The sequence below is a fragment of the Streptococcus oralis subsp. dentisani genome, assembly GCF_007475365.1.
GTDB lineage: Bacteria > Bacillota > Bacilli > Lactobacillales > Streptococcaceae > Streptococcus > Streptococcus mitis_AX.
The window spans coordinates 576,028-601,999 of sequence record NZ_CP034442.1 but is presented as its reverse complement, the minus strand read 5'-3'; the positions used below and the strand labels follow the sequence as shown (position 1 = coordinate 601,999).

The following is a 25,972-nucleotide window of genomic DNA, read 5'->3' as shown; positions in this document are numbered from 1 at the left end:
ATGGTTTTAACAGAACAAAAACGTGTACGCTTAGAAAAACTCTCAGATGAAAATGGTATTATCTCAGCTCTTGCCTTTGACCAACGTGGTGCTTTGAAACGCCTCATGGCTCAATACCAAACGGAAGAGCCAACAGTTGCTCAAATGGAAGAACTTAAAGTATTGGTTGCAGATGAATTGACAAAATACGCATCATCTATGCTTCTAGACCCAGAGTATGGTCTCCCAGCTACAAAAGCGCTTGCTCCAAATGCTGGTCTTCTCCTTGCTTATGAGAAAACTGGTTACGACACAACAAGCACCAAACGCTTGCCAGACTGCCTGGATGTTTGGTCTGCAAAACGTATCAAGGAACAAGGTGCAGACGCTGTTAAGTTCTTGCTTTACTATGACGTAGACAGCGCTGACGAACTCAACCAACAAAAACAAGCCTACATCGAACGCATCGGTTCTGAGTGTGTGGCGGAAGATATTCCATTCTTCCTTGAAATCCTCGCTTACGATGAAAAAATCGCTGACGCAGGTTCTGCAGAATATGCGAAAGTAAAACCACACAAGGTTATCGGTGCCATGAAAGTCTTCTCAGACCCACGCTTCAATATCGATGTCTTGAAAGTGGAAGTTCCAGTCAATGTTAAATACGTTGAAGGCTTTGGTGATGGTGAAATTGTGCATACTCGCGAAGAAGCAGCAGCCTTCTTCAAAGCTCAAGACGAAGCAACAAATCTTCCATACATCTACTTGAGTGCAGGTGTGTCAGCTAAACTCTTCCAAGAAACACTTGTCTTTGCCCACGAATCAGGCGCAAACTTCAACGGCGTTCTTTGTGGACGTGCAACATGGGCTGGATCAGTTGAAACTTACATCAAAGACGGTGAAGCAGCAGCTCGTGAATGGCTACGTACAACTGGATTTGAGAACATTGACGAACTCAACAAGGTTCTTCAAACAACAGCGACTTCATGGACTGAACGTGTATAAGTTTTCCCCCTAATCTTAGGAACATTGATCTAAATAAAAATTTTTAAAAAAGTTGAATGTAAAGGTTTACAAAAAAACTTACTTGTGCTATACTTAAATCACAAGTTAATACAAGGTGAGTGTTACTAAGTAATATTAGGCATGATCACAGGTGGATTAGAAATCAAAGGATTTTCTAGTTCATTTGTGGTCATTTTTTGTACTCATATACCTTTAAGATATAAAAGGAGGTTGACATGTATCGAATTCTAAATCCAATGAATCACAATGTTTCACTTGTCAGAAATGATAAAGGAGAAGAGGTGATTGTAATTGGTAAAGGGATTACATTTGGAAAGAAGAAGGGGGATTTGATTGCTGAAAATCAGGTTGAGAAAATCTTTCGGATGAAGACAGAAGAGTCCAGAGAAAACTTTATGGCTCTTCTCAAAGATGTTCCGCTTGATTTTATCACAGTGACCTACGAGATCATTGATAATCTTTCTAAGAAATATCACTATCCGATTCAAGAATATCTCTATGTGACCTTGACAGATCATATTTACTGTTCTTATCAAGCTCTAACACAAGGAAGGTACAAGGATAGCAATCTGCCAGATATTTCTGCCAAGTATCCTGTCGCTTTTCAAATAGCAAAGGAAGCCTTTGAAATTTATCGTCAGAAGTTGACAGATCATTTCCCTGAGGATGAAATTATTCGGATCGCTTATCATTTCATCAATGCCGAAGGGGAGAACGAAGTTCAAGTGGTTGAGTCGATTGATAAGAGGAAAGAAATTCTCAGGAATGTTGAAGAAGTGCTGAAGAGTTACTCTATTCAACGAACTAAAGAGAATAACCATTTCTATGATCGCTTTATGATTCATCTCAACTATTTTTTGGATTATTTAGACCGTTCCAGAGATGATAATCAATCTCTTCTGGATATGGAAGATCATATTAAACAATCCTATCCAAAAGCGTTCGAGATTGGTTCCAAGATCTATGATGTGATTACGCAACATACGGGTCTTGATTTGTATAAAAGTGAACGAGTTTATCTAGTTCTACATATCCAACGTTTATTGTCATAAAAATTTAATTAAAAATACATAAGGAGCATTCTATCATGAATAGAGAAGAAGTAACATTGTTAGGTTTTGAAATCGTAGCCTATGCTGGCGATGCTCGTTCAAAACTATTGGAAGCCTTGAAGGCTGCTGAAGCTGGCGATTTTGCGAAAGCAGATAGCTTAGTCGAGGAAGCTGGTGGCTGTATCGCCGAGGCTCATCACGCGCAAACAAGTCTATTGACTAAGGAAGCAGCTGGTGAAGATTTGGCCTATAGTGTAACCATGATGCATGGCCAGGATCACTTGATGACAACTATCTTGTTAAAAGATTTGATGCACCATTTAATCGAACTCTACAAGAGAGGAGTTAAGTAATGAATAAATTAATTGAATTTATTGAGAAAGGAAAACCTTTCTTTGAGAAACTATCTCGTAATATCTATCTTCGTGCCATTCGTGATGGTTTCATTGCTGGTATGCCTGTCATTCTCTTCTCAAGTATCTTTATCTTGATTGCTTTTGTACCAAACTCATGGGGCTTTAAATGGTCTGATGAAGTTGTCAATCTCCTCATGAAACCTTATAGCTATTCAATGGGGATTCTGGCTCTCTTGGTAGCTGGTACAACAGCTAAGTCATTGACGGACTCAGTAAACCGTAGCATGGAAAAAACCAACCAAGTCAACTATATGTCAACACTGTTGGCTGCGATTGTTGGTTTGTTGATGTTGGCAGCTGATCCGATTGAAGGTGGCTTTGCAACAGGATTCCTTGGAACAAAAGGTTTGCTTTCAGCCTTCCTTGCTGCCTTTGTTACTGTAGCCATCTATAAGGTTTGTGTTAAGAACAACGTCACTATTCGTATGCCTGACGAAGTTCCACCCAATATCTCACAAGTTTTTAAAGATGTGATTCCATTCACTCTATCTGTTGTTTCTCTTTATGTCCTTGATTTACTTGCTCGCCAGTTTGTTGGAGCCAGCGTTGCAGAATCAATCGGTAAATTCTTTGCACCATTATTCTCTGCTGCTGATGGTTATCTAGGTATTACCATTATCTTTGGAGCCTTTGCCTTCTTCTGGTTTGTTGGTATCCACGGTCCTTCAATCGTCGAACCTGCTATCGCAGCTATTACCTATGCAAATGCTGAAGTCAACTTGAACCTTCTCCAACAAGGGATGCATGCGGATAAGATCCTTACTTCTGGTACACAAATGTTTATCGTTACCATGGGTGGTACTGGTGCAACACTAGTTGTTCCTTTCATGTTCATGTGGTTAACAAAATCAAAACGTAACCGTGCAATCGGACGTGCGTCTGTTGTTCCAACATTCTTTGGAGTAAACGAACCAATCCTGTTTGGTGCACCACTTGTCTTGAACCCAATTTTCTTTATTCCATTTATCTTTGCGCCAATTGCCAACGTATGGATCTTTAAATTCTTCATTGAAACGCTTGGCATGAACTCATTTACTGCCAACCTTCCTTGGACAACACCAGGTCCGCTCGGTATTGTTCTCGGTACAAACTTCCAATTCTTGTCATTTGTACTTGCTGCTTTGTTAATCCTTGTTGACGTAGCCATCTACTATCCATTCCTCAAGGTTTATGATGAACAAATTCTTGAAGAAGAGCGTTCAGGTAAAGCCAATGATGAATTGAAAGAAAAAGTAGCAGCAAACTTCAATACTGCCAAAGCAGATGCTATTCTTGAAAAAGCAGGTGTAGAAGCAGCGCAAAACACAATCACAGAAAAAACAAATGTTCTCGTTCTCTGTGCAGGAGGAGGTACAAGTGGTCTCCTTGCAAATGCTCTAAACAAGGCAGCTGCAGAGTACAAAGTTCCTGTTAAAGCAGCAGCTGGTGGCTATGGTGCTCACCGTGAAATGTTGCCTGAGTTTGATCTGGTTATCCTTGCTCCTCAAGTTGCTTCAAACTTTGAAGACATGAAGGCCGAAACTGACAAACTTGGTATCAAACTTGCTAAGACAGAAGGTGGCCAATACATTAAATTGACTCGCGATGGAAAAGGCGCTCTTGCCTTTGTTCAAGCGCAGTTCGAAGAATAAAATGTAAATAGCGAAGAAGTGAGATGGAGGAACTCCTCCCAACTATACCCCCATCTCATTTCTATTTCTTGAAAGGTGAATCAAATGACAAAAACACTTCCAAAAGACTTTATTTTTGGCGGAGCAACAGCAGCCTACCAAGCAGAAGGTGCTACACATACTGATGGTAAAGGGCCAGTCGCCTGGGACAAATACCTCAAAGATAACTACTGGTACACTGCTGAACCAGCCAGTGATTTCTATCACAAATATCCAGTTGACCTCAAACTTGCAGAAGAATATGGTGTCAATGGTATCCGTATTTCAATCGCTTGGTCACGTATCTTTCCAACTGGTTACGGGAAAGTCAATGCCAAGGGAGTTGAGTTCTATCACAAGTTGTTTGCAGAATGTCACAAACGGCATGTTGAGCCCTTCGTGACTCTTCATCACTTTGACACGCCAGAAGCACTTCATTCAAACGGAGATTTCCTGAATAGAGAAAACATTGATCACTTTGTGGATTATGCGGCCTTCTGTTTTGAAGAATTTCCTGAAGTTAACTTTTGGACAACCTTTAATGAAATTGGGCCGATAGGAGATGGTCAGTATTTGGTTGGGAAATTCCCTCCAGGTATTCAGTACGACCTTGCCAAAGTCTTCCAATCTCATCACAATATGATGGTGTCGCATGCGCGTGCAGTAAAACTTTTCAAGGATAAGGGATATAAGGGGGAAATTGGTGTGGTTCATGCCCTGCCTACTAAGTATCCTCTGAATCCAGATAATCCAGCAGATGTTCGTGCAGCCGAGTTAGAAGATATTATCCATAACAAGTTTATCCTAGACGCGACTTATCTAGGACGATATTCCGAAGAAACCATGGAAGGTGTCAACCATATCTTAGCAGTTAATGGTGGAAGCTTAGATCTGCGTGAAGAAGACTTCGCAGTCCTAGAAGCTGCAAAAGACCTGAATGACTTCCTCGGTATTAACTACTATATGAGTGATTGGATGCAAGCCTTTGATGGCGAAACAGAAATCATTCATAACGGTAAGGGTGAAAAAGGAAGCTCTAAGTATCAGATTAAGGGAGTTGGACGTCGAGTAGCTCCAGATTATGTGCCACGTACGGACTGGGATTGGATTATCTATCCTCAAGGTTTGTATGATCAAATCATGCGCGTGAAGAAAGATTACCCAAATTACAAGAAAATCTACATCACAGAGAATGGTCTCGGATACAAAGATGAGTTTGTGGATGGAACAGTCTACGATGATGGACGGATTGATTATGTTAAGAAACATATGGAAGTGATTGCAGATGCAATCTCCGATGGAGCCAATGTAAAAGGCTACTTTATCTGGTCGCTGATGGATGTCTTTTCTTGGTCAAATGGCTATGAAAAGCGTTATGGACTATTCTATGTTGATTTTGAGACCCAGGAGCGCTATCCAAAGAAATCGGCTCACTGGTACAAGAAACTAGCTGAGACACAACTTATTGATTAAAATTCAACAAAAATTCCCCACCAAAAGGCAGGGGAATTTTTATGGTTTTGATAAAAGAATGGTTGTTTGTTTCGACAGATCTTCAAATGTCTCCTGACTCAGTTTGGAATCTGAAACGATTGTATCAATCTCTGAGATATTGTAGAAAGTGTAAAAATCAAACTTATTAAACTTGCTGTGGTCTGCCAGTAAGTATTTTTTATTGGCATTGTTCAAGGCGATTCGTTGCGCTTCGCCCTCTTCCTCACTGAAGGTGGCAATAGCCTTATCCTTGATACCATTACAACTTACAAAAGCCTTAGAGAACTGAAGATTGGTCAAATCCTGTAAGGTAAGTGTTCCTACAAAAGCACCAGTGATAGAGCGATAATTTCCGCCAATCAAGATCAGATCTGTTAGTTTTCGTTCGTTTAGGATGAGAAAAACAGGAAGACTGTTTGTTACAACACGAATATTATCAATTGGGAGCTCACGAGCAAAACATTCTAAGGTTGTTCCTGGCCCGATAAAAATGGTTTCACCTTCGTCAATCAAATGACCTGCAAAACGGCTAATTTCTTGTTTTTCAGCAATCTGTAAGCCTTGTTTTTCGACGTTTGAGCGTTCGTTGTTTAATAGAGAACCTGTACGAAGTTTTTCAGCACCACCATGCACACGAACCAGCAAATCCTTATCTGCTAATTCTTGTAAGTAGCGGCGAGCTGTCATATCTGACACATCCAGACGCGTCATGATTTCTTTTACGGTAATGGTTCCTTTAGTATTCACTGTTTCTAAAATACTATCTAGTTTTTCTTGCTTCAGCATCCTTGTCACCTCGATTTCTACTATTATTATCTTACCATAAAACGCTCAATCAATCAAATAGAAAAAAACAAAACAAAACAAAAACAAAAATACCATGGTTGTTTTAAACAAACCATGATATTTTGAATGATTGGTCAAATTAGTCTAAACCGTAGTTGTAATCCTCATCTTGCATAGCTTCAACTTCACCAAGGAGGTAACCATTTCCGACTTGAGAGAAGAAGTCGTGGTTGGATGTTCCTGTTGAAATACCGTTCATAACGATTGGGTTGACATCATCAGCTGAATCTGGGAAGAGTGGATCTTGTCCTAGATTCATAAGGGCCTTATTGGCATTGTAGCGAAGGAAGGTTTTAACTTCTTCGGTCCAACCAACACCGTCATAGAGACTTTCTGTATAACCTTCTTCGTTCTCATAGAGGGTATAGAGCAGGTCGTACATCCATTCTTTAAGTTTTTCTTGCTCTTCTTCAGGTAATTCATTGAAACCGAGTTGGAATTTATAACCAATGTAAGTTCCGTGAACAGATTCGTCACGGATAATCAACTTGATAATTTCCGCAACATTGGCAAGTTTGTTGTTACCTAGATAGTAGAGCGGTGTAAAGAAACCAGAGTAGAAGAGGAAGGTTTCAAGGAAGACGCTGGCAACCTTCTTTTCAAGAGGCGTACCATTGAGGTAGATTTCGTTGATAATTTCAGCTTTTCTTTGAAGGTAGGGGTTAGTGTTGGTCCATTCAAAGATTTCTTCGATTTCAGCCTTGGTATTCAAGGTTGAAAAGATAGAAGAGTAAGATTTTGCGTGGACAGACTCCATAAACTGGATGTTGTTGAAAACAGCTTCCTCATGCGGTGTACGGATGTCTGAGCGAAGCGCCTGAACTCCTGTTTCAGATTGCATGGTATCCAAAAGGGTCAAACCACCAAAGACTTTTCCAACCAAGTCTTTTTCTTTGTTTGATAGTTTTCTCCAGTCGTCTAGGTCATTTGACAAGGGGATACGCGTATCGAGCCAGAATTGCTCCGTCAGCTTTTCCCAAGTTGATTTGTCGATGACATCTTCGATGGCATTCCAGTTAATGGCTTTGTAGTAAGTTTCCATTTGAAATCTCTTTCTGTATGTAATAATGCGATTGTCAAATCATCTCTATTTTATCATAGTCTGAGAAGAGTATCGCACAAAAAGTCGGAGGCCCGACTTTTTAGTTTTTCATAGTATTTAAGATACTTATCAAGTTTTGTCTGGCGAGTAACTTAATCAGTAATCTGAGAAAATGTAGTTTCCTCAAGCAAAAATTAAATCACACAACTTTCACATTGATTAGCGCCGACCTCTCCACCGTCGTCTGTAAAGGTACGGACGTAGTAAATTGACTTGATACCCTTGTTAAAGGCATAGTTACGAAGGATAGACAAGTCACGTGTCGTTTGTTTGTTTTCTTTCTTCCATTCATAAAGACCTTTTGGAATATCGCTACGCATGAAGAGGGTGAGTGAAAGCCCTTGATCCACGTGCTCTGTTGCAGCAGCGTAAACATCAATCACCTTACGCATATCCATGTCATAAGCAGAAGTGTAGTAAGGAATGGTATCTGTAGACAAGCCTGCAGCTGGATAGTAGATTTTACCGATTTTCTTCTCTTGACGTTCTTCGATGCGTTGCGTAATAGGATGGATAGAAGCAGAAACGTCGTTGATGTAGCTGATAGAACCATTTGGAGCTACAGCAAGGCGGTTTTGGTGATAAAGACCATCTGCTTGAACCTTTTCGCGAAGTTCAGCCCAGTCAGCAGCACTTGGAATAAAGACATCTTTGAAGAGTTCTTTAACACGGTCTGATTTTGGAACAAATTCGCCTGTCACATACTTTTCGAAGTAGCTTCCGTTAGCATAGTCTGATTTGTCAAAGTTGTGGAAGGTTACACCACGCTCGCGAGCGATATTGTTTGATTCTACCAAGGTCCAGTAGTTCATAAGCATAAAGTAGATGCTTGTAAATTCAACTGACTCAGGAGATCCGTATTCGATGAGTTGTTGGGCAAGGTAACTATGAAGTCCCATGGCACCAAGACCAAAGGTGTGAGCCAAACTATTTCCGTGGTCGATAGTAGGAACAGCTACGATGTGCGAACTATCTGTAACGAAAGTAAGGGCACGAACCATAGCGCGGATAGAACGACCAAAGTCAGGTGAGGTCATCATGTTGACCACGTTTGTTGATCCAAGGTTACATGAAACGTCTGTTCCCATTTGAAGGAATTCTTGAGCATCGTTGATCAAGCTTGGTTCTTGAACTTGAAGAATCTCAGAACACAAGTTACTCATGATGATTTTTCCATCAACAGGATTTGCACGGTTGGCTGTATCAATGTTGACTACATAAGGGTAACCAGACTCTTGTTGCAATTTAGAAATTTCAGTTTCCAAATCACGAGCTTTGATTTTTGTCTTGCGGATGTTTGGATTTGCGACCAATTCATCGTATTTTTCAGTGATGTCGATATAGTTGAACGGCACACCATATTCAAGCTCTACAGAGTATGGGCTAAAGAGATACATTTCTTCATTTTTACGAGCCAATTCGTAGAATTTATCTGGTACCACTACACCAAGTGAAAGAGTCTTCACACGAACTTTTTCATCGGCATTTTCTTTCTTAGTAGAAAGGAAGGCGATGATGTCAGGGTGAAAGACGTTGAGGTAGACAACCCCAGCACCTTGACGTTGCCCGAGTTGGTTTGAGTAAGAGAAGCTGTCTTCAAAAAGCTTCATAACTGGTACGACACCAGAAGCAGCACCTTCATAACCTTTGATAGGAGCTCCGGCTTCACGAAGGTTGCTGAGGGAAATTCCCACACCACCACCGATACGTGAAAGTTGAAGAGCTGAGTTGATGGAACGTCCGATAGAGTTCATATCATCAGTCACCTGAATCAAGAAACAGGATACCAACTCCCCACGACGAGCACGTCCAGCATTCAAGAAGGAAGGAGTAGCAGGTTGGTAGCGTTGGTGGATGATTTCATTGGCAATATCAGTCGCAATCGCTTCATCACCATCTGCAAAATATAGTGCGTTAAAGAAGACACGGTCTTCCATGCTTTCAAGATAGTATTCCCCGTCGTTAGTCTTCAAGGCATATTGATTATAGAACTTATAGGCAGCCATGAAAGACTTGAATTGAAAGTTTTGGTCCTTGATAAATTGATGCAATTCTTCCAAAAACTCTGAACGGTATTTCTTGATAAATGCTGTTTCAATGTAGTTGTGTTCAATGAGGTAGTTGATTTTATCAGTGATTGAATCAAAAACCATAGTGTTTGGAACCACATTTTCTTTAAAGAAGGCATCCAAGGCTTCTTTATCTTTATGAAGCATGATTTGTCCATTGACAGGACGGTTGATTTCGTTATTGAGACGGAAGTAAGTCACGTCCTCAAGATGTTTTAATCCCATAAAATTTCCCTTATCTAATTACAAAAGAAAGGCCTCTAAGTTAGCCCTAGAAGCAATTTCTTCTGGATGATGTACTAAGATTATGCTAATTGTTTCAGTTTTCCTGGTTGGAAACCTGAAAAGACTTCAGTTGGTGTTTGGATAACAGGAGCAGCGCTGAAACCAAGCTCTTTAACTTGGTCGATATACTCTGGTTGCTCGTCGAGATTGATCTCACGATAAGCGACATTGTTGCTATCCAAGAAACGTTTGGTCATTTTACATTGTACACAATTATTTTTAGAATAAACCGTTACCATTTCGTAACTCCTCATAAAATTTGATTACTTTCTTAGTATATCAGAAAAAAAAACTTTGTCAAACTTTTTAAACTAAATCTTGTGCCTAAAAGTTACAGTTTTAAAATTAAAATACAAGATATAGTGGTTTTTGAAAGAAGTTGAAAATGGCAAAAATCGTAAGAGCATGAATAAGTTTAGCGGAGACAATGCTTTAACAAAACTGAAACTGTAATATTAATGAAAAAAAGAAAGTCTCTGCACAAGATGTCCCTATATTTTGTATTAAAATATTTAAAAGATAACTAAAATGAAGATGTTAGATTATACTGCATTCATCCAAATAGATTATGAATTTCGTATTCTTGATAGAGAGTATATAACTGTAATTTTTGGGAAGTATTCGCTTTATGTGGTATACTAGTAGTGACCATAGAACTTATAGATAGGAATAAATTTAAAAATGAAGCTATGAAAAGAGTTTATAGCGATTACGATATTTAGGTATATAGACTATTTAAAAAATATAAAAGACAGTAGATGAGTTAGATAAATGTTGAATATGCAAAAACTATTAGAATAGAGTTATTCACTTTAGAAACTTATACTTACTGTGGAAATATATAGTATAATGTTGTTAGGGAAATAGGATTAATAGATTAATAAATGAAAGAATGCAAATCAGGAGGTGCGTGGTGAAAGAAAACGAGGTTATTTTAAAACGGCAATCTACTCGTGTATTTTTTAAGAATGGGGATACGGATTTTTTCTTTAATTGGTTGCTAGGAATCGGTGAAGTTTTTGGCTTCTCTCATGGAGAGCTGTATTATCTTGCTCAAAAGTTAGGTAATTCACCAAAACCTGATGACTGGAAAAATGAGTTTTTATCACATGTGAACTATCTTGAACAAAAGGTTAGTAATTTAGGTTTGAGTGAACAAACAAAGGCGCAGTATTATCTCGCACAGACCTACTCACTTCGATCGGCAATCCAGTTTACTGATCCATTTTCTGCCGAATACTTACCTATCGTTTGTCAAATGGAGAAGGCGTTCTCTAGTGCAATTCATTCACTAGGTACACCGATTGAAAAACTAACTATTGCTTATCAGGATTCCTACTTGCCTGGTTATTATCTTCATAGCGGTGATAATTGCCCAACGCTGATTATGATCGGTGGAGGTGATACTTATCGCGAAGATTTATTTTATTTTGCAGGATATCCTGGATGGATACGAAATTATAATGTTTTAATGGTTGACCTTCCTGGTCAAGGGAGCAATCCTAGTAGAGGGCTAATCTTTGGTGTGGATGCCTCTATTCCAATTTCATTATGCATAGACTGGTTGGAAAATAGAAATCCTAAACTAAATTATTTAGCCATTTATGGTGTCAGCGGAGGGGGATATTTTACCGCACAAGCTGTCGAAAAGGATCCAAGAATTCATGCTTGGATTGCTAGTACCCCTATTTACGACGTTGCAGAGCTCTTCAGAAAAGAATTCGGATCAAGTTTGAAAGCACCTAGTTGGTTAATAAATGCCATTTTAAAATTAGCTGGAAATTTGAATGAATCAGCAAATTTGAATCTTAAAAAGTATGCATGGCAGTTTGGTACTTCTGATTTTAAGAGTGCTATTGATGATGTATTTAACTATGCAAAGAATGTAGATTATAAAAAAATTCAATGCCCATGCCTGTTTATCATGGGAAAGGGTGAGGGTGCTGAACTGCAGCATCAAACTAAGGTAATTTATGAATCACTTAAATCTAAAAATCAACAAACTAAACTTCAAGTATTTGAGGCGGAAAGTGGTGCGGACGCTCATTGCCAAGTCAATAATTTAAGACTCGCCCATAATGTCGTTTTTGATTGGTTGGATACTTTATTTGAATGGAATCAATCAAAGTTTTAGTTCTACTTATACTACTTAGATATATCTACATTTTTACTGTTAGGTGCTACAAGCCTATTTTACTTTAAGTAGCAAATTGAATAAATTCTCTACTGTTGATGGTAAGAGTAGGTTTTAGAATTTCAGTATTTGATGAAGCCTTTTCAAATAATAGGTTGGCTGAGTTATATTAATTATAACTAAATAGTATTATTTTTTCATTATTTACTAGGATTGTCTTCTGATTGATATTAAGAGAAAATAGCTTTGAAAATTGAATTTTGATGATAACATTTTTGAACAATTAGTGTTTAGATATGCTATTTAATTGCTAGAGTGCTCATTATAATAGAAAAAGAAGTAATTTCATTTTCAGTAAAAGTCCATAAAATACTTGAAAAATTATCTTGAAGATGATATAATACAATCTTGTAAGGGTTATCACATATAACTCAAAAAGAAAACACTTAAAGGAGAGTCAAACTATGGCTTCTAAAGATTTCCACGTAGTGGCAGAAACAGGTATTCACGCACGTCCAGCAACATTGTTGGTTCAAACAGCTAGCAAATTTGCTTCAGATATCACTCTTGAGTACAAAGGTAAATCAGTAAACCTTAAATCTATCATGGGTGTTATGAGTCTTGGTGTTGGCCAAGGTGCTGACGTTACAATTTCAGCTGAAGGTGCAGATGCTGACGACGCAATCGCTGCTATCACTGAAACTATGGAAAAAGAAGGATTGGCATAAGGAAAATGACAGAAATGCTTAAAGGAATCGCAGCATCTGATGGTGTTGCAGTTGCAAAAGCATATCTACTCGTTCAACCGGATTTGTCATTTGAGACTGTTACAGTCGAAGATACAAACGCAGAAGAAGCTCGCCTTGATGTCGCTCTAAAAGCATCACAAGACGAGCTTTCTGTTATCCGTGAGAAAGCAGTAGGTACGCTCGGTGAAGAAGCAGCTCAAGTTTTTGACGCTCACTTAATGGTTCTTGCTGACCCAGAAATGATTAGCCAAATCAAGGAAACAATCCGTGCGAAGAAAGTGAATGCAGAAGCAGGTCTGAAAGAAGTAACAGACATGTTTATCACTATCTTTGAGGGCATGGAAGACAACCCATACATGCAAGAACGTGCAGCGGATATCCGCGACGTGACAAAACGTGTATTGGCAAACCTCCTTGGTAAAAAATTGCCAAACCCAGCTTCTATCAATGAAGAAGTGATCGTGATTGCGCACGACTTGACTCCTTCTGATACAGCTCAATTGGACAAAAACTTTGTTAAAGCTTTTGTAACCAACATCGGTGGACGTACAAGCCACTCAGCTATCATGGCACGTACACTTGAAATTGCTGCTGTATTGGGTACAAACAACATCACTGAAATCGTTAAAGATGGTGACATTCTTGCCGTTAACGGTATCACTGGTGAGGTTATTATCAACCCAACTGATGAGCAAGCAGCAGAATTCAAGGCTGCTGGTGAAGCTTATGCGAAGCAAAAAGCTGAATGGGCACTCTTGAAAGATGCACAAACAGTGACTGCTGATGGTAAACACTTTGAATTGGCTGCCAACATCGGTACTCCAAAAGACGTTGAAGGTGTCAATGACAATGGCGCTGAAGCTGTTGGCCTTTACCGTACAGAGTTCTTGTACATGGATTCTCAAGACTTCCCAACAGAAGATGAGCAGTACGAAGCTTACAAGGCTGTACTTGAAGGAATGAACGGTAAACCTGTTGTCGTTCGTACAATGGATATCGGTGGAGACAAGGAACTTCCTTACTTCGATATGCCTCACGAAATGAACCCATTCCTTGGATTCCGTGCCCTTCGTATCTCTATTTCTGAAACTGGAGATGCTATGTTCCGCACACAAATCCGTGCCCTTCTTCGTGCATCTGTTCATGGTCAATTGCGTATCATGTTCCCAATGGTTGCGCTCTTGAAAGAATTCCGTGCAGCTAAAGCAGTCTTTGACGAAGAAAAAGCAAACCTTCTTGCTGAAGGTGTTGCAGTTGCGGACAATATCCAAGTTGGTATCATGATCGAGATCCCTGCAGCAGCCATGCTTGCAGATCAATTTGCGAAAGAAGTTGACTTCTTCTCAATTGGTACAAATGACTTGATCCAATACACAATGGCAGCAGACCGTATGAACGAACAAGTTTCATACCTTTACCAACCATATAACCCATCAATCCTTCGTTTGATCAACAACGTTATTAAAGCAGCTCACGCTGAAGGTAAATGGGCTGGTATGTGTGGTGAGATGGCTGGTGACCAACAAGCTGTTCCACTTCTTGTCGGAATGGGCTTGGATGAGTTCTCTATGTCAGCGACATCTGTACTTCGTACACGTAGCTTGATGAAGAAACTCGACACAGCTAAGATGGAAGAGTACGCAAACCGTGCCCTTACAGAATGCTCAACGATGGAAGAAGTTCTTGAACTTCAAAAAGAATACGTTAATTTTGATTAATCGAAAGATCCCTGTAACTAAGTTGCAGGGACTTTTTTTGGTATTTTTAAAAGAAATTTCAGGAAAGCTGATTACATGAAACCTTTTAAAGAAAAAGTAGTGGAGCAGAATGAAAAATACTTAACTGGTTCATAAAATCCTTGACAAGTTGCAAATTTAGGAGTAAACTATTAACCAGTTAAGTAATAGAGAGGAGTTTCTGCAATTTAGAAATGAATTGCAAATAGAAATATCAAAAAGAAAGAGAGTTTCGATGAAAATTAATAAAAAATACCTTGCTGGTTCTGCGGCAGCTTTAATTTTAAGTGTCTGTTCTTACGAGTTGGGACTGTATCAAGCTAGAACAGTCAAAGAAAATAATCGTATTTCCTATATAGATGGAAAACAGGCGGCACAAAAAACGGAGAATCTGACTCCTGATGAAGTCAGCAAGAAAGAAGGCATCAATGCGGAGCAAATCGTCATCAAGATAACAGACATGGGCTATGTCACTTCGCATGGCGACCACTATCATTACTATAATGGCAAAGTCCCTTATGACGCTATCATCAGTGAAGAGTTGCTGATGAAGGATCCAAACTACCAGCTCAAGGACGAGGATATTATCAGTGAAATCAAGGGTGGTTATGTGATCAAGGTAGATGGAAAATACTATGTTTACCTTAAGGATGCAACCCATGCGGATAATGTCCGTACAAAAGAAGAAATCAATCGGCAAAAACAAGAACATAGTCAGCATCGTGAAAGAGGGACTTCAGCAAACGATGGTGCGGTAGCCTTGGCACGTTCACAGGGACGCTACACCACAGATGATGGTTATATCTTTAATGCCTCTGATATCATAGAAGATACAGGTGATGCCTATATCGTTCCTCATGGCAATCACTTCCACTATATTCCTAAGAGTGACTTGTCTGCCAGCGAATTGGCTGCTGCAGAAGCCTTTCTATCTGGTAGAAGTGGCCAATCAAATATGCCTACTTATCGCCGTACCAATAACAACAGTGCTAGCAGCGATGTAGATAGATGGACTCCATCCTATAATAATCAAGGCAACAGCTATAACAATCAAAGCAACAGCTATACGAACACGAACACAGCTAACAACAGTAGCGACGATAACCAAGCAAGTCAAAGTGATGAGGATATTGATGGCCTTCTGAAACAACTTTATGCCTTGCCACTCAGCCAACGACACGTAGAATCTGATGGCCTTGTTTTCGACCCAGCACAAATCACAAGTCGCACAGCCAGAGGTGTAGCTGTCCCTCATGGTAACCATTACCACTTTATCCCTTATGAACAAATGTCTGAATTGGAAGAACGAATCGCTCGTATTATTCCTCTTCGTTATCGTTCGAACCATTGGGTACCAGATTCAAGGCCAGAAGAACCAAGTCCACAACCGACTCCAGAACCTAGTCCAAGTCCGCAACCTACACCAAATCCTCAATCAGCTCCAAGCAATCCAATTGATAAAAAGTTGGTCAAACAAGCGATTCGAAAAGTAGCTGATGGCTATGTATTTGAGGAGAATGGAGCCTCACGTTATATTTCTGCCAAGGAACTTTCAGCAGAAACAGCAGCAGCCATTGATAGTAAACTAGCCAAGCAAGAAAGTTTGTCTCATAAGCTAGGAGCTAGGAAAACCAACCTCCCATCTGGTGATCAAGGATTTTACAATAAGGCTTATGATTTACTAGCAACAGTTCATCAAGACTTACTTGATAATAAAGGGCGTCAAGCTGATTTTGACGCTTTAGATAAACTGTTGGAACGACTCAATAATGACTCAAGTGATAAAGTGAAGTTGGTGGATGATATCTTGGCCTTTCTAGCACCGATTCGTCATCCAGAACGTTTAGGAAAACCAAATGCGCAAATTGCCTACACTGATGATGAGATTCAAGTAGCCAAGTTGGCAGGCAAGTATACAACAGAAGATGGCTATATCTTTGATCCTCGTGATATCACCAGTGATGAGGGGGATGCTTATGTAACTCCACATATGACCCATAGTCATTGGATTAAGAAAGATAGTTTGTCTGAAGCCGAAAGAGCGGCAGCCCAGGCTTATGCTAAAGAGAAAGGTTTGACTCCTCCTTCAACAGACCATCAGTATCCAGGAAATACAGAGGCTAAAGGAGCAGAAGCAATCTACAACCGCGTGAAAGCAGCTAAGAAGGTGCCCCTTGATCGTATGCCTTACAATCTCCAACATACTGTGGAAGTCAAAAACGGTAGTTTAATCATACCTCATTATGACCATTACCATAACATCAAATTTGAGTGGTTTGACGAAGGACTTTATGAGGCACCTAAGGGGTATAGTCTAGAAGATCTCTTTGCGACTGTCAAGTACTATGTCGAACATCCAAACGAACGTCCGCATTCAGATAGTGGTTGGGGCAATGCAAGTGACCATGTTCAAAGAAACCAAAATGGTCAAGCTGATACCAATCAAACGGGAAAACCATCAGAGGAGAAACCTCGAACAGACAAACCTGAGGAAGAAAAGCCACGCGAAGAGAAGCCTCAAAGTGAGAAACCAGAATCTCCAAAACCAACTGAGGAGCCGGAAGAAGAGTCACCAGAGGAACCAGAAGAACCTCAGGTCGAGACTGAAAAGGTTGAAGCGAAGTTGAGAGAGGTTGAAGAGCTACTTACAAAGATCCAAGACCCCATTATCAAGTCCAATGCCAAAGAAACTCTCACTGGCTTAAAAAATAACCTGCTATTTGGTGCTCAGGATAACAATACCATTATGGCTGAAGCTCAAAAGTTGTTGGCATTGTTAAAGGAGAGCAAATAGACGTAGTAGCATTTTCTAGATCCTAAAAACAGGATAGGAGAGCTAGAAAAGTTAAAATCGAAAAATGAGAACAGAATGTGAGTTCTAGTTCTCATTTTTTTCATGGAAATGTGCAAAATAACTTGACATATAATGTAAATAAAGATAAACTATTTACTAGTTAATTAAATGGTTAAATACTAGTTAAGGAGTAATGATGAAAAAAAGAACAATCCTATTATTGATGGCCAGCTTGTTGGCTCTTGTCTTAGGAGCATGTAGTCAAAAAGAAAAACAAGAAGCAAAAGGGATGAAGATTGTCACAAGTTTTTACCCAGTCTATACCATGGTCAAAGAGGTATCAGGTGACTTGAATGATGTTCGGATGATTCAGTCAAGTAGTGGAATTCACTCATATGAACCTTCAGCGAATGACATTGCTGCTATTTATGACGCGGATGTATTTGTCTACCACTCGCATACACTGGAGTCTTGGGCGGGAAGTCTAGATCCTAACTTAAAAAATTCAAAAGTTAAAGTTTTAGAAGCTTCTGAAGGAATGACGTTGGAGCGTGTACCAGGTTTGGAAGATGTTGAAGCTGGTGACGGTATTGATGAAAAAACACTCTACGACCCTCACACTTGGTTAGATCCAGAAAAAGCAGGTGAAGAGGTACAGATTATCGCTGACAAACTTTCGGAGATTGACAGTGCTAATAAGGAAACGTATCAAAAGAATGCCAAAAACTTTATCGCTAAAGCCCAAGAATTGACTAAGAAGTACCAGCCTATTTTTGAAAAAGCGAGTCAAAAGACTTTTGTTACACAACATACAGCCTTTTCTTATCTCGCTAAACGCTTTGGATTGAAACAACTTGGTATAGCAGGGATTTCCCCTGAACAAGAACCAAGTCCGAGACAACTAACAGAAATTCAGGAATTCGTTAAGACCTATAAGGTTAAAACCATCTTTACTGAGAGCAATGCTTCTTCTAAAGTCGCTGAGACCTTGGTCAAATCAACGGGAGTTAGTCTAAAGACACTCAATCCTTTGGAAGCAGATCCCGAAAATGACAAAACTTACTTAGAAAATCTAGAAGAAAATATGAATGTTCTTGCAGAAGAATTAAAATGAGGAGATGATAAAAATGAAGAAGAAATACCTTGCAGCAGGATCGGCTCTTGTCCTTTCCCTAAGCATTTGCATCTATGCATTGAACCAACACCAGATGGAAGGAAACAAAGATAATAACCGTGTGTCTTATGTCGATGGGAAACAAGACTCTCAAAAAACAGAGACCCAGACACCAGATCAAGTTAGCAAAAAAGAAGACATTCAGGCTGAACAAATTGTCGTGAAAATCACCGATCAAGGTTATGTGACTTCACACGGTGATCACTTCCATTATTACAATGGTAAAGTTCCTTTTGACGCGATTTTCAGCGAAGAGCTTTTGATGAAAGATGCCAATTATCAACTGAAAGATGCTGATATTGTCAATGAAATCAAAGGTGGTTATATTATCAAGGTGGATGGTAAGTATTATGTCTACCTTAAAGATGCGGCTCATGCTGATAATATTCGTACGAAGGACGAAATTGAGCGCCAAAAACAAGGTCATACTCATGATGCACCAACCTCTAACAGTGCAGTGGCGCTTGCTCAATCGCAAGGTCGCTATACCACTGATGATGGGTACATCTTTAATCCATCTGATATTATAGAGGATACTGGTGATGCTTATATTGTCCCTCATGGTGGACATTATCACTATATCCCAAAGAGTTCCTTGTCTGCTAGCGAATTGGCTGCTGCCCAAGCCTACCTCTCTGGAACTAGAAAACAGCCAAGTGTGACTGACTATCGTCCAAGCCAAAATGGAACCAGTCAAACCACTAATTCTAGTCAACAAACTGAAACACCAAGCAATCCAGAAGAGAACCTTCAGAATTTATTAAAACAGCTCTATGCACTTCCAAGTAATCAACGTTATGCAGAATCTGATGGCTTGATTTTTGACCCTGCTAAGATTTCAAGCAGAACACCGAGTGGCGTAGCGATTCCTCACGGAAATCACTATCATTTCATTCCGTATACAAAGCTTTCTGCTTTGGAAGAAAAGATTGCACGTATGGTTCAGTTGAGTGATGGTAATTCTACGTTTTCTCCATCTGTAAAAACAACTAAAGTCGATCAGCTACTTTCGACTCCACTGTTTAACAGAGGAGCAGAAAATCATTCTACAAATACAGGAACTTACTCAACAGATGATGGTTATGTCTTTAATCCAAATGATGTAGTGGAAGATACTGGGAACGCCTATATTGTAAGACACGGGAATCATTTCCATTACATCCCTAAGTCATCACTTACAACTGGACCTCAATCCTTGCCAAACAATACCACAAGGCCTGTACCAGTAGCTCCTTCACATCATGATGAAGAACATGATCATGGTTTTGCAGCTGACCGTGTCATTAGTGAAGATGAGCAAGGGTTTGTAGTTTCTCATGGAGATCACGCTCATTATTTCTTTAAGAAGGACTTGACTGCAGCCCAAATCAAAGCTGCCCAAGATCACTTGAAAAAAAATCATCAGTCTCAGCATGTTCAACCACTTGCAAAGACTGTGGAAAGTTTCTCAAGAGATGCTAGCGATGAAGAAAAAATCAAGTATATCTCACAGACTTACGGGGTTCCGCTCGAAGCAATTCGTATTTCAAATGGCTTCTTTGTCTTTGGAAATCCGGATCAAGCCTATGATCCAACCCATATCCATCCCTATGCTGTTCGAAAAGAACATGTTCGTATTCCTCTCCAAACTGGGAATCCAGAACTGGATTTCCTAAATGAACTTTATACGACTGCCCTACGTGATGGGGTATCTCCTTATAGTTTACAGGTAGAAAATGGTAGTTTTGTTATTCCTCATGGTGACCACAATCACTACATTAAGGTTCAGACCAAGGGATATGAGGTAGCATTAAAGAACAAGATTCCAGCCCTACAATCGACCTATCAACCTGGGGCTTTTGATGAACAAACTGTTCTATCTAAGGTGGATCAACTTTTAGCAGAAAGCAGAAGTCTCTACAAAGACCAGCCAATCATGCAGAGACGGGTTGAACTTGCTTTGGGGCAGTTCACCGAAAATATGAAAAAACTGGCAACAAACTCAACTGCTGGATACCTAGCAGCCTTGGATCTCTTTGATAAACAATACATCCATGTGGATCAAAGTGTGGCACCAGTTGAAACTTCACCTTTAGATAAGAAGTATCAATCCCTAGTAGATAAGATCAATACACTGGATACAGATACTTATGGCTTGCCTAAGAAAGATCTTTTGGTACATTTGCAGGAAGCTAAGCTAGCACAGGATGAGACAGAGTTGGCTGCCATTGAAGCGAAACTTCAGGCCTTGCAAGATTTCAGAGATCGAACAGGGGTTACAACAGTAGAGTACATCAAGTATTTCTATGAACATGTATCTGATGGTCGTTTGAGAGAAGAACTTCGGAACCGTGTTGCCCAGTTGACATGGGAACTTTACCAGTCACAATCTTTCCTCAAAGCAACCGACTTGAACAAGTTATTCCCAACTATTTACCAAACTAAGCTAGAAGTAGAAGAAGCTCTCAAAGAAGAACCCGTATCTACAAAAGCTGGTAAGACTATTCTAGATACGGAAAAAGTAGATAGTCAAACTGCTAAGACCGCCATCTATGAATTCCTAAAAGAACTCTACGGTGATTTTATGCCAGAAGAACGGGTTAGCCATGTTAAGAAGGAAGAAGTGGATGCTCTTCTAACAAAAGCTGCCCAACTCCTAGCGCGTGTCAAAGAAGACGGGGTCAAACAATCCCTAGCTGAAGAAGTAGCTAATATCAAAGCGGCTACTGAAAAGGAAAATGCAGACCTTGACGAAGCTAAAACACAACTTGAGGATCTTTTAAATCGTATTGCAGCAACTATCCAACGGGAAGAAAAACAGGCTGAACAAGATCCACAAACCGTGATTATCTATCAAAAACTCTATAATGTCTTGCTCTCTCTTCACAAGTACTTAGAGGATAACAAAGGATCCGATGCTGACTTTGAACGTGTTGATGCCCTATTTGATCAACTTGCAGCCAAAAGCAGTGATAAAGAAGGTCTCCTCAGTCTAGCTAAAGAAATCATTAGCTTGAACCAGGAACTCCGTTCAAAAGCAAGTGAAACTGATAGCCAATCTAAGTCCGAGAAAGACAGTGAAACAGCTGCTTCTCAACCAACAGAAAAGCAAGCACAAAGTGAGTCTGAGACAAGTGTTCAACCAAATGAATAAAAAGAAAGGCGAAGTAGCTGAGCTACCTCGTCTTTTTTAGTCTTTATAAGATACAATGCCAATGATGGTATCCACCGCACGCTCCATTGTCTGAAGGCTGACGTATTCAAAACGTCCATGCATGTTTTCACCACCTGCAAAGATATTTGGAGTTGGGATCCCCATAAAGGAAATCTTAGACCCATCTGTTCCACCACGAATTGGTTCGATAATTGGCGCGATCCCTAAATCTTCCATAACAGCTTTAGCAATGGTAACAGGCGTCATGTCTTTCTCGATGACTTCTTTCATATTGTAGTACTGGTCTGTCAGAGTCAAGCTAACGCGATCATTCCCAAGTTCTTGATTCATCTTGTCAGCAATAGACTGCATAGCTGCTTTACGTGCTTCAAAGGCATCCTTTTCAAAGTCACGGATGATGTAGCTTGCGCTCGCCTCCTCGACACTACCTGACACATCCATAAGATGATAGAAACCTTGGTAACCATCTGTCAGTTCAGGTCGGTCATTCTCAGGAAGTTGATTATGAAAATCAATCGCTAGCTGAAGGGCATTTACCATCTGGCCTTTAGCGGTACCAGGGTGAACATTACGTCCTTGGAAATGCAATTCAGCAGCAGCTGCTGAGAAAGTCTCGTACTGAAGCTCCCCTAGTGGGCCACCATCAACAGTATAGGCAAAGTCAACGTCAAAGTCTTCAGCATCAAAATTGTTAGCTCCAACACCGATTTCTTCATCTGGTCCAAAACCAACTCGAATCTCACAGTGTTTGATTTCGGGATGAGCAGTCAGATATTCAATAGCAGTCATAATCTCAGCGATCCCTGACTTGTCATCAGCACCCAGCAAGGTCGTGCCATCAGTTGTGATAAGCGTTTGACCTGGATATTTCTCAAGACTCTTAAAGTCAACTGGATCCAGTTTAAATCCAGAATCACCTAAGTCGATAGCTCCACCATCGTAATTTTCGATGACTTGCGGATTAACTCCCTCAGCATTAAAATCAGCAGTATCCATGTGGGAGATGAAGCCAATCTTACGTGTCAGGCTGGGATCATTAGCTGGTAAGGTACCAATTGCGAAACCATTCGGGAGGTAGTAAACATTTTGCAGACCAACACGTTTCATTTCAGGAATAAGAATATTGGTCGCAAAATCTACCTGGCTTTGCGTACTTGGAGTAGTAGTCGAGTGTTCATCGGAACGTGTATTGACCTTAACGTAGGTCAAGAAACGCTCTAAAAGGTTGGGATAAGTCATAAAAACTCCTTTAATATCATTTTTTTCATTGTATCATAGAATGGAGAGAAAGACAAAGAGAAGTAAATAAAAATAAAATGAATGAAAGCGTTTATTTATGATATATTTCATGGTACAATGGTAATTGAAAAAATATCACAAGGACATATCAATGAAAAAAGCAATTTTAATGATGACATTCGGTTCACCAGAAGAGATTACCTTTGAGAGTGTGGCGGATTTTTTTACCAATATTCGTCGTGGAGTTAGACCCGAAGATCACGAGATTCAGACTCTCTATGACAACTATGTTCGTATAGGTGGAACACCGCTTCAGAGGATTACACGTGAGGAGGTCAATTTAGTCAAGGAACGTTTAGGAGAAGAGTATGGCATCTACTTTGCTAACAAATTTTCTCGGCCCTTTATCCCTGATGTGATCAAGCAGATGGAGGCTGATGGTGTTGAAGAGTGTATTTGTTTGATTTTGGAACCACATTATTCCTTCTACTCGGTTATGGGGTATGAAAAGTTTCTGGAGAGCCAGCAAATACAATTTTTAGTCATTAAGGATTGGTATCAGCAACAGTCTTTGCTGGACTTCTGGACAGATGAGATTAGCAAAATTTTACGAAACCAGGTAGGAGAAGAGTCCTTTAAGGTAATTTTCTCAGCCCATAGTGTTCCAATTTTTGCCTTGGACTTTGGAGATCCTTATATCGATCAGATTTTCGATAATAGCAAGCTAATCGCTGAACAACTCGGATTGACGGGCGATCAGTATACCAACACTTGGCAGAGCGAGAGTGATATTGGAATTCCTTGGATCAAGCCAGATGTACTTGAGTATCTGAGAGAACAGAAACAACATCCAGAGCATTATATTTTTGTACCAATTAGCTTTATCAGTGAACATATTGAAGTTCTTTTTGATAACGATGTAGAATGTTATGAATTATGTCAAGAATTAGGTGTCACCTACCATCGACCACCTATGCCAAACACAGACTCTCGTTTAATTGATGCTTTAGTTGCTACTGTAAGAGCTAATGAACAAAAAGAATTTAAGGAATTTCTCCCAGAAGAAGAAACCTTTGATGAGCTAGCGCCTTCAGCAACTACTAAGGACATCATGGAGGAGACAGACGACCTTCAGATGCCAGAATTTGTCAAAAAACTCATTGAGAAAAAAGGCCGTGAAAATGTGAAGATGCCTTACTTGATTAAGAAAATGCTAGAAAAGGCTGGTAAATTGCCGAAAGAGTAAAGAGTAAAGAAAAAGGATTTAGCATGAAGCTAGATCCTTTATTTGTCTTATTTTTTCTCAAGAAGAGCTTTGATTTCTTGAAGGACTTCAAGTTCAGTTGGAGCAGCAGGTGTATCTTCGGCTGGCTCTTCTTTCTTAGTGAGGTTTTGAGCTTTTTCAACAGCTTTGATAACGAAGAAAAGGACAGTGCCAATCACTAAGAAGTTGATAACAGCACTCAAGAAGCTACCATAACCAACACCATTCCATGAAAGTTCAGCGATGCGTTCAACGTTCGCCGCTTTCAAAGCTGGGTTCAAGATAAGTGGAGTGATGATGTCATTTACAAGTGAAGTAACGATAGCACCAAAAGCAGAGGCGATGATCACACCGACAGCGAGGTCAACGACATTGCCACGAAGCAAAAATTCTTTAAGATCTTTTAACATTTTCATAATTTCCTTTCAAAAACTAATCTTAATTGTACCTGAAATACCTAAATATTGCAACCTTAATGCTTAATGACATCCATTTCATTTATAAAAAACGTATACTTTACTAAAAATATAGTTAAGAATGATAATCAAAACCTGCGCAATTAGCGTTTCGATGGTATTTACCTGATCTAGTTGTTCGTTGACAAATTGCCCGATAATATCGGGATAAGATGTAACAAAGATATAAGTTAAAAGAACGTCAAGACCAAGAGTAGAGAGACGAGCTAAGAAAAACTTAGCCAGGCGAGTCGGCCAATTCTTTCGCTTTTGTTTAAAGACGATAGTGTCATTTGTGATAAAAGCAAAGAGAATCCCAATGATATTTGCGAGTGCGGTTGCTAGGATTTCCTGGTGGCCGATATGGTAAATAAGCAAACGTGATAAAATCGAGATCAGAGTAGTAGCTCCACCGAAAAATAAGTAGGAGAGAATCTCGTTATCAAAGAAAGCTTTTATTTGATTTTTCATGGTTTTAGTATAGCATAAAGTCATATATTATGCTATACTGGTAAGGTTGATTCAATCAACCCTTGGTGCTTAGCTTCTTTCACCAAGCATATTTTACGCGGGAAACCGCCAAAGGAGAAAACATGAAAAAATTAACTGTTCGTGACATGGCAGATATTGCTATCGTTGCTGCTATCTATGTGGTTTTGACCATCACCCCACCCCTTAATGCCATTAGCTACGGTGCCTACCAGTTCCGTATTTCTGAGATGATGAATTTCTTGGCCTTTTACAATCCCAAATATATCATCGGTGTGACGATTGGATGTATGATTGCTAATTTCTTTAGCTACGGTCTAATAGATGTCTTTGTCGGTGGGGGATCTACCCTAGTTTTCCTTAGTCTAGGTGTATGGCTATTTAGCAAGTACAAGAAAGACTATCTGTTCAATGGTTTGATTCGAAAAGATCATTTCTTCTTTTCAATCCTCTTCTCAATTTCAATGATTACCATTGCAGCTGAACTCCATATCGTTGCAGAAGCTCCGTTCTTCTTGACATGGTTCTCTACGGGAATTGGTGAGTTTGCATCACTTATCGTAGGTGCGATTTTGATTGGTAAACTGGGACAGCGAATCGATCTAACAAAATAAGGAGTTTATAAGCTAGATTCTTGCTAAATCTAGCTTTTTTCATTCCATAAAATTAAAAGAGAGCGCTTGACAATAGCATAGAACTATAGTATACTTTTTAGGTAAGCTGATTTAGCTCAGTTGGCAGAGCGCATCCATGGTAAGGATGAGGTCGCCGGTTCAATCCCGGCAATTAGCATGATAGAGACGGAAAAACCTTGGGAGACCAAGGTTTTTCTTATACTTCTGTGAAAATGAAGCTAAAGAGTTTTGGCT

General features: G+C 39.7%; 20 protein-coding genes, 1 tRNA gene and 1 riboswitch. Of the genes, 14 read left to right on the top strand and 7 right to left on the bottom strand.

The genetic code is table 11. The annotated features are described in order from the left end of the window. From lacD to lacG, 5 genes are all read left to right on the top strand, one after another. Entirely contained in the window at positions 1-981 is a 981-nt protein-coding gene (gene lacD, locus EJF26_RS03105; RefSeq protein ID WP_000244547.1) for a tagatose-bisphosphate aldolase, read from the top strand. Positions 982-1,217: 236 nt separating this feature from the next. Then, positions 1,218-2,054, top strand: coding sequence for a PRD domain-containing protein (locus EJF26_RS03100; protein WP_000285740.1), 837 nt, complete (start codon positions 1,218-1,220; stop codon positions 2,052-2,054). Between the two features lie 35 nt (positions 2,055-2,089). Further along, positions 2,090-2,407 carry a PTS lactose/cellobiose transporter subunit IIA gene (locus EJF26_RS03095; RefSeq protein ID WP_001078319.1) on the top strand — a complete coding sequence of 106 codons (318 nt, stop codon included), beginning with the start codon at positions 2,090-2,092 and terminating at the stop codon, positions 2,405-2,407. Further along, positions 2,407-4,101: a lactose-specific PTS transporter subunit EIIC gene (locus tag EJF26_RS03090; protein WP_001037364.1), complete on the top strand. Its 1,695-nt coding sequence runs from the start codon at positions 2,407-2,409 to the stop codon at positions 4,099-4,101. Before EJF26_RS03095 ends, EJF26_RS03090 begins: the two co-directional genes overlap by 1 nt. 84 nt (positions 4,102-4,185) lie before the next feature. Further along, the gene (gene lacG / locus EJF26_RS03085) at positions 4,186-5,592 is read left to right on the top strand and encodes a 6-phospho-beta-galactosidase (RefSeq protein WP_000169297.1); all 1,407 of its coding nucleotides are present in this window, start codon (positions 4,186-4,188) and stop codon (positions 5,590-5,592) included. Positions 5,593-5,631: 39 nt separating this feature from the next. Here the strand turns inward: lacG and EJF26_RS03080 are convergent, their stop codons facing one another. From EJF26_RS03080 to nrdH, 4 genes are all read right to left on the bottom strand, one after another. Beyond that, complete coding sequence (locus EJF26_RS03080; protein WP_000917593.1) at positions 5,632-6,399, bottom strand: DeoR/GlpR family DNA-binding transcription regulator; 768 nt, start codon at positions 6,397-6,399, stop codon at positions 5,632-5,634. A gap of 139 nt (positions 6,400-6,538) precedes the next feature. Continuing rightward, positions 6,539-7,501 (bottom strand): class 1b ribonucleoside-diphosphate reductase subunit beta, encoded by a 963-nt coding sequence (nrdF, locus tag EJF26_RS03075; RefSeq protein WP_000451379.1) that lies wholly within the window; start codon positions 7,499-7,501, stop codon positions 6,539-6,541. Positions 7,502-7,695: 194 nt separating this feature from the next. Beyond that, positions 7,696-9,855: a class 1b ribonucleoside-diphosphate reductase subunit alpha gene (nrdE, locus tag EJF26_RS03070; RefSeq protein WP_000523270.1), complete on the bottom strand. Its 2,160-nt coding sequence runs from the start codon at positions 9,853-9,855 to the stop codon at positions 7,696-7,698. 80 nt (positions 9,856-9,935) lie between these two features. Further along, on the bottom strand, positions 9,936-10,154 hold the full coding sequence (gene nrdH / locus EJF26_RS03065) for a glutaredoxin-like protein NrdH (RefSeq protein WP_000259240.1): 219 nt from the start codon (positions 10,152-10,154) through the stop codon (positions 9,936-9,938). A gap of 674 nt (positions 10,155-10,828) precedes the next feature. Here nrdH and EJF26_RS03060 point away from each other — a divergent pair. The 6 genes from EJF26_RS03060 (at position 10,829) to EJF26_RS03035 (ending at position 21,635) form a co-directional block, all read left to right on the top strand. Next, positions 10,829-12,049: an alpha/beta hydrolase family protein gene (locus EJF26_RS03060; protein ID WP_000662008.1), complete on the top strand. Its 1,221-nt coding sequence runs from the start codon at positions 10,829-10,831 to the stop codon at positions 12,047-12,049. 464 nt (positions 12,050-12,513) lie between these two features. Next, positions 12,514-12,777, top strand: a complete 264-nt coding sequence (locus tag EJF26_RS03055; RefSeq protein ID WP_000146948.1) for a phosphocarrier protein HPr — start codon at positions 12,514-12,516, stop codon at positions 12,775-12,777. Between the two features lie 5 nt (positions 12,778-12,782). Then, complete coding sequence (gene ptsP, locus EJF26_RS03050) at positions 12,783-14,516, top strand: phosphoenolpyruvate--protein phosphotransferase (protein ID WP_025168929.1); 1,734 nt, start codon at positions 12,783-12,785, stop codon at positions 14,514-14,516. A gap of 253 nt (positions 14,517-14,769) precedes the next feature. After that, positions 14,770-17,328, top strand: a complete 2,559-nt coding sequence (locus EJF26_RS03045) for a pneumococcal-type histidine triad protein (RefSeq protein ID WP_000700234.1) — start codon at positions 14,770-14,772, stop codon at positions 17,326-17,328. Positions 17,329-17,524: 196 nt separating this feature from the next. Then, on the top strand, positions 17,525-18,442 hold the full coding sequence (locus tag EJF26_RS03040; RefSeq protein ID WP_000747437.1) for a metal ABC transporter solute-binding protein, Zn/Mn family: 918 nt from the start codon (positions 17,525-17,527) through the stop codon (positions 18,440-18,442). Between the two features lie 13 nt (positions 18,443-18,455). After that, positions 18,456-21,635 carry a pneumococcal-type histidine triad protein gene (locus EJF26_RS03035; protein WP_000731451.1) on the top strand — a complete coding sequence of 1,060 codons (3,180 nt, stop codon included), beginning with the start codon at positions 18,456-18,458 and terminating at the stop codon, positions 21,633-21,635. 36 nt (positions 21,636-21,671) lie between these two features. Here the strand turns inward: EJF26_RS03035 and pepT are convergent, their stop codons facing one another. Next, positions 21,672-22,895, bottom strand: a complete 1,224-nt coding sequence (pepT, locus tag EJF26_RS03030) for a peptidase T (RefSeq protein WP_000222071.1) — start codon at positions 22,893-22,895, stop codon at positions 21,672-21,674. Between the two features lie 151 nt (positions 22,896-23,046). Here pepT and hemH point away from each other — a divergent pair, with 151 nt between their 5' ends. Further along, positions 23,047-24,141, top strand: coding sequence for a ferrochelatase (gene hemH, locus EJF26_RS03025; RefSeq protein WP_000709267.1), 1,095 nt, complete (start codon positions 23,047-23,049; stop codon positions 24,139-24,141). A gap of 47 nt (positions 24,142-24,188) precedes the next feature. On the opposite strand, the gene mscL is transcribed toward hemH, so the two are convergent. Beyond that, positions 24,189-24,569, bottom strand: coding sequence for a large conductance mechanosensitive channel protein MscL (gene mscL, locus EJF26_RS03020; protein ID WP_000910209.1), 381 nt, complete (start codon positions 24,567-24,569; stop codon positions 24,189-24,191). Between the two features lie 84 nt (positions 24,570-24,653). Continuing rightward, on the bottom strand, positions 24,654-25,085 hold the full coding sequence (locus EJF26_RS03015; protein WP_004245858.1) for a GtrA family protein: 432 nt from the start codon (positions 25,083-25,085) through the stop codon (positions 24,654-24,656). 28 nt (positions 25,086-25,113) lie between these two features. Further along, positions 25,114-25,210, top strand: a riboswitch (PreQ1 riboswitch). Here EJF26_RS03015 and EJF26_RS03010 point away from each other — a divergent pair. Continuing rightward, positions 25,208-25,717 (top strand): QueT transporter family protein, encoded by a 510-nt coding sequence (locus EJF26_RS03010; RefSeq protein ID WP_000737311.1) that lies wholly within the window; start codon positions 25,208-25,210, stop codon positions 25,715-25,717. Its footprint overlaps the riboswitch before it by 3 nt. Before the next feature lie 105 nt (positions 25,718-25,822). Then, positions 25,823-25,895, top strand: a tRNA-Thr gene (locus EJF26_RS03005). The last annotated feature ends 77 nt before the right edge of the window (positions 25,896-25,972 follow it).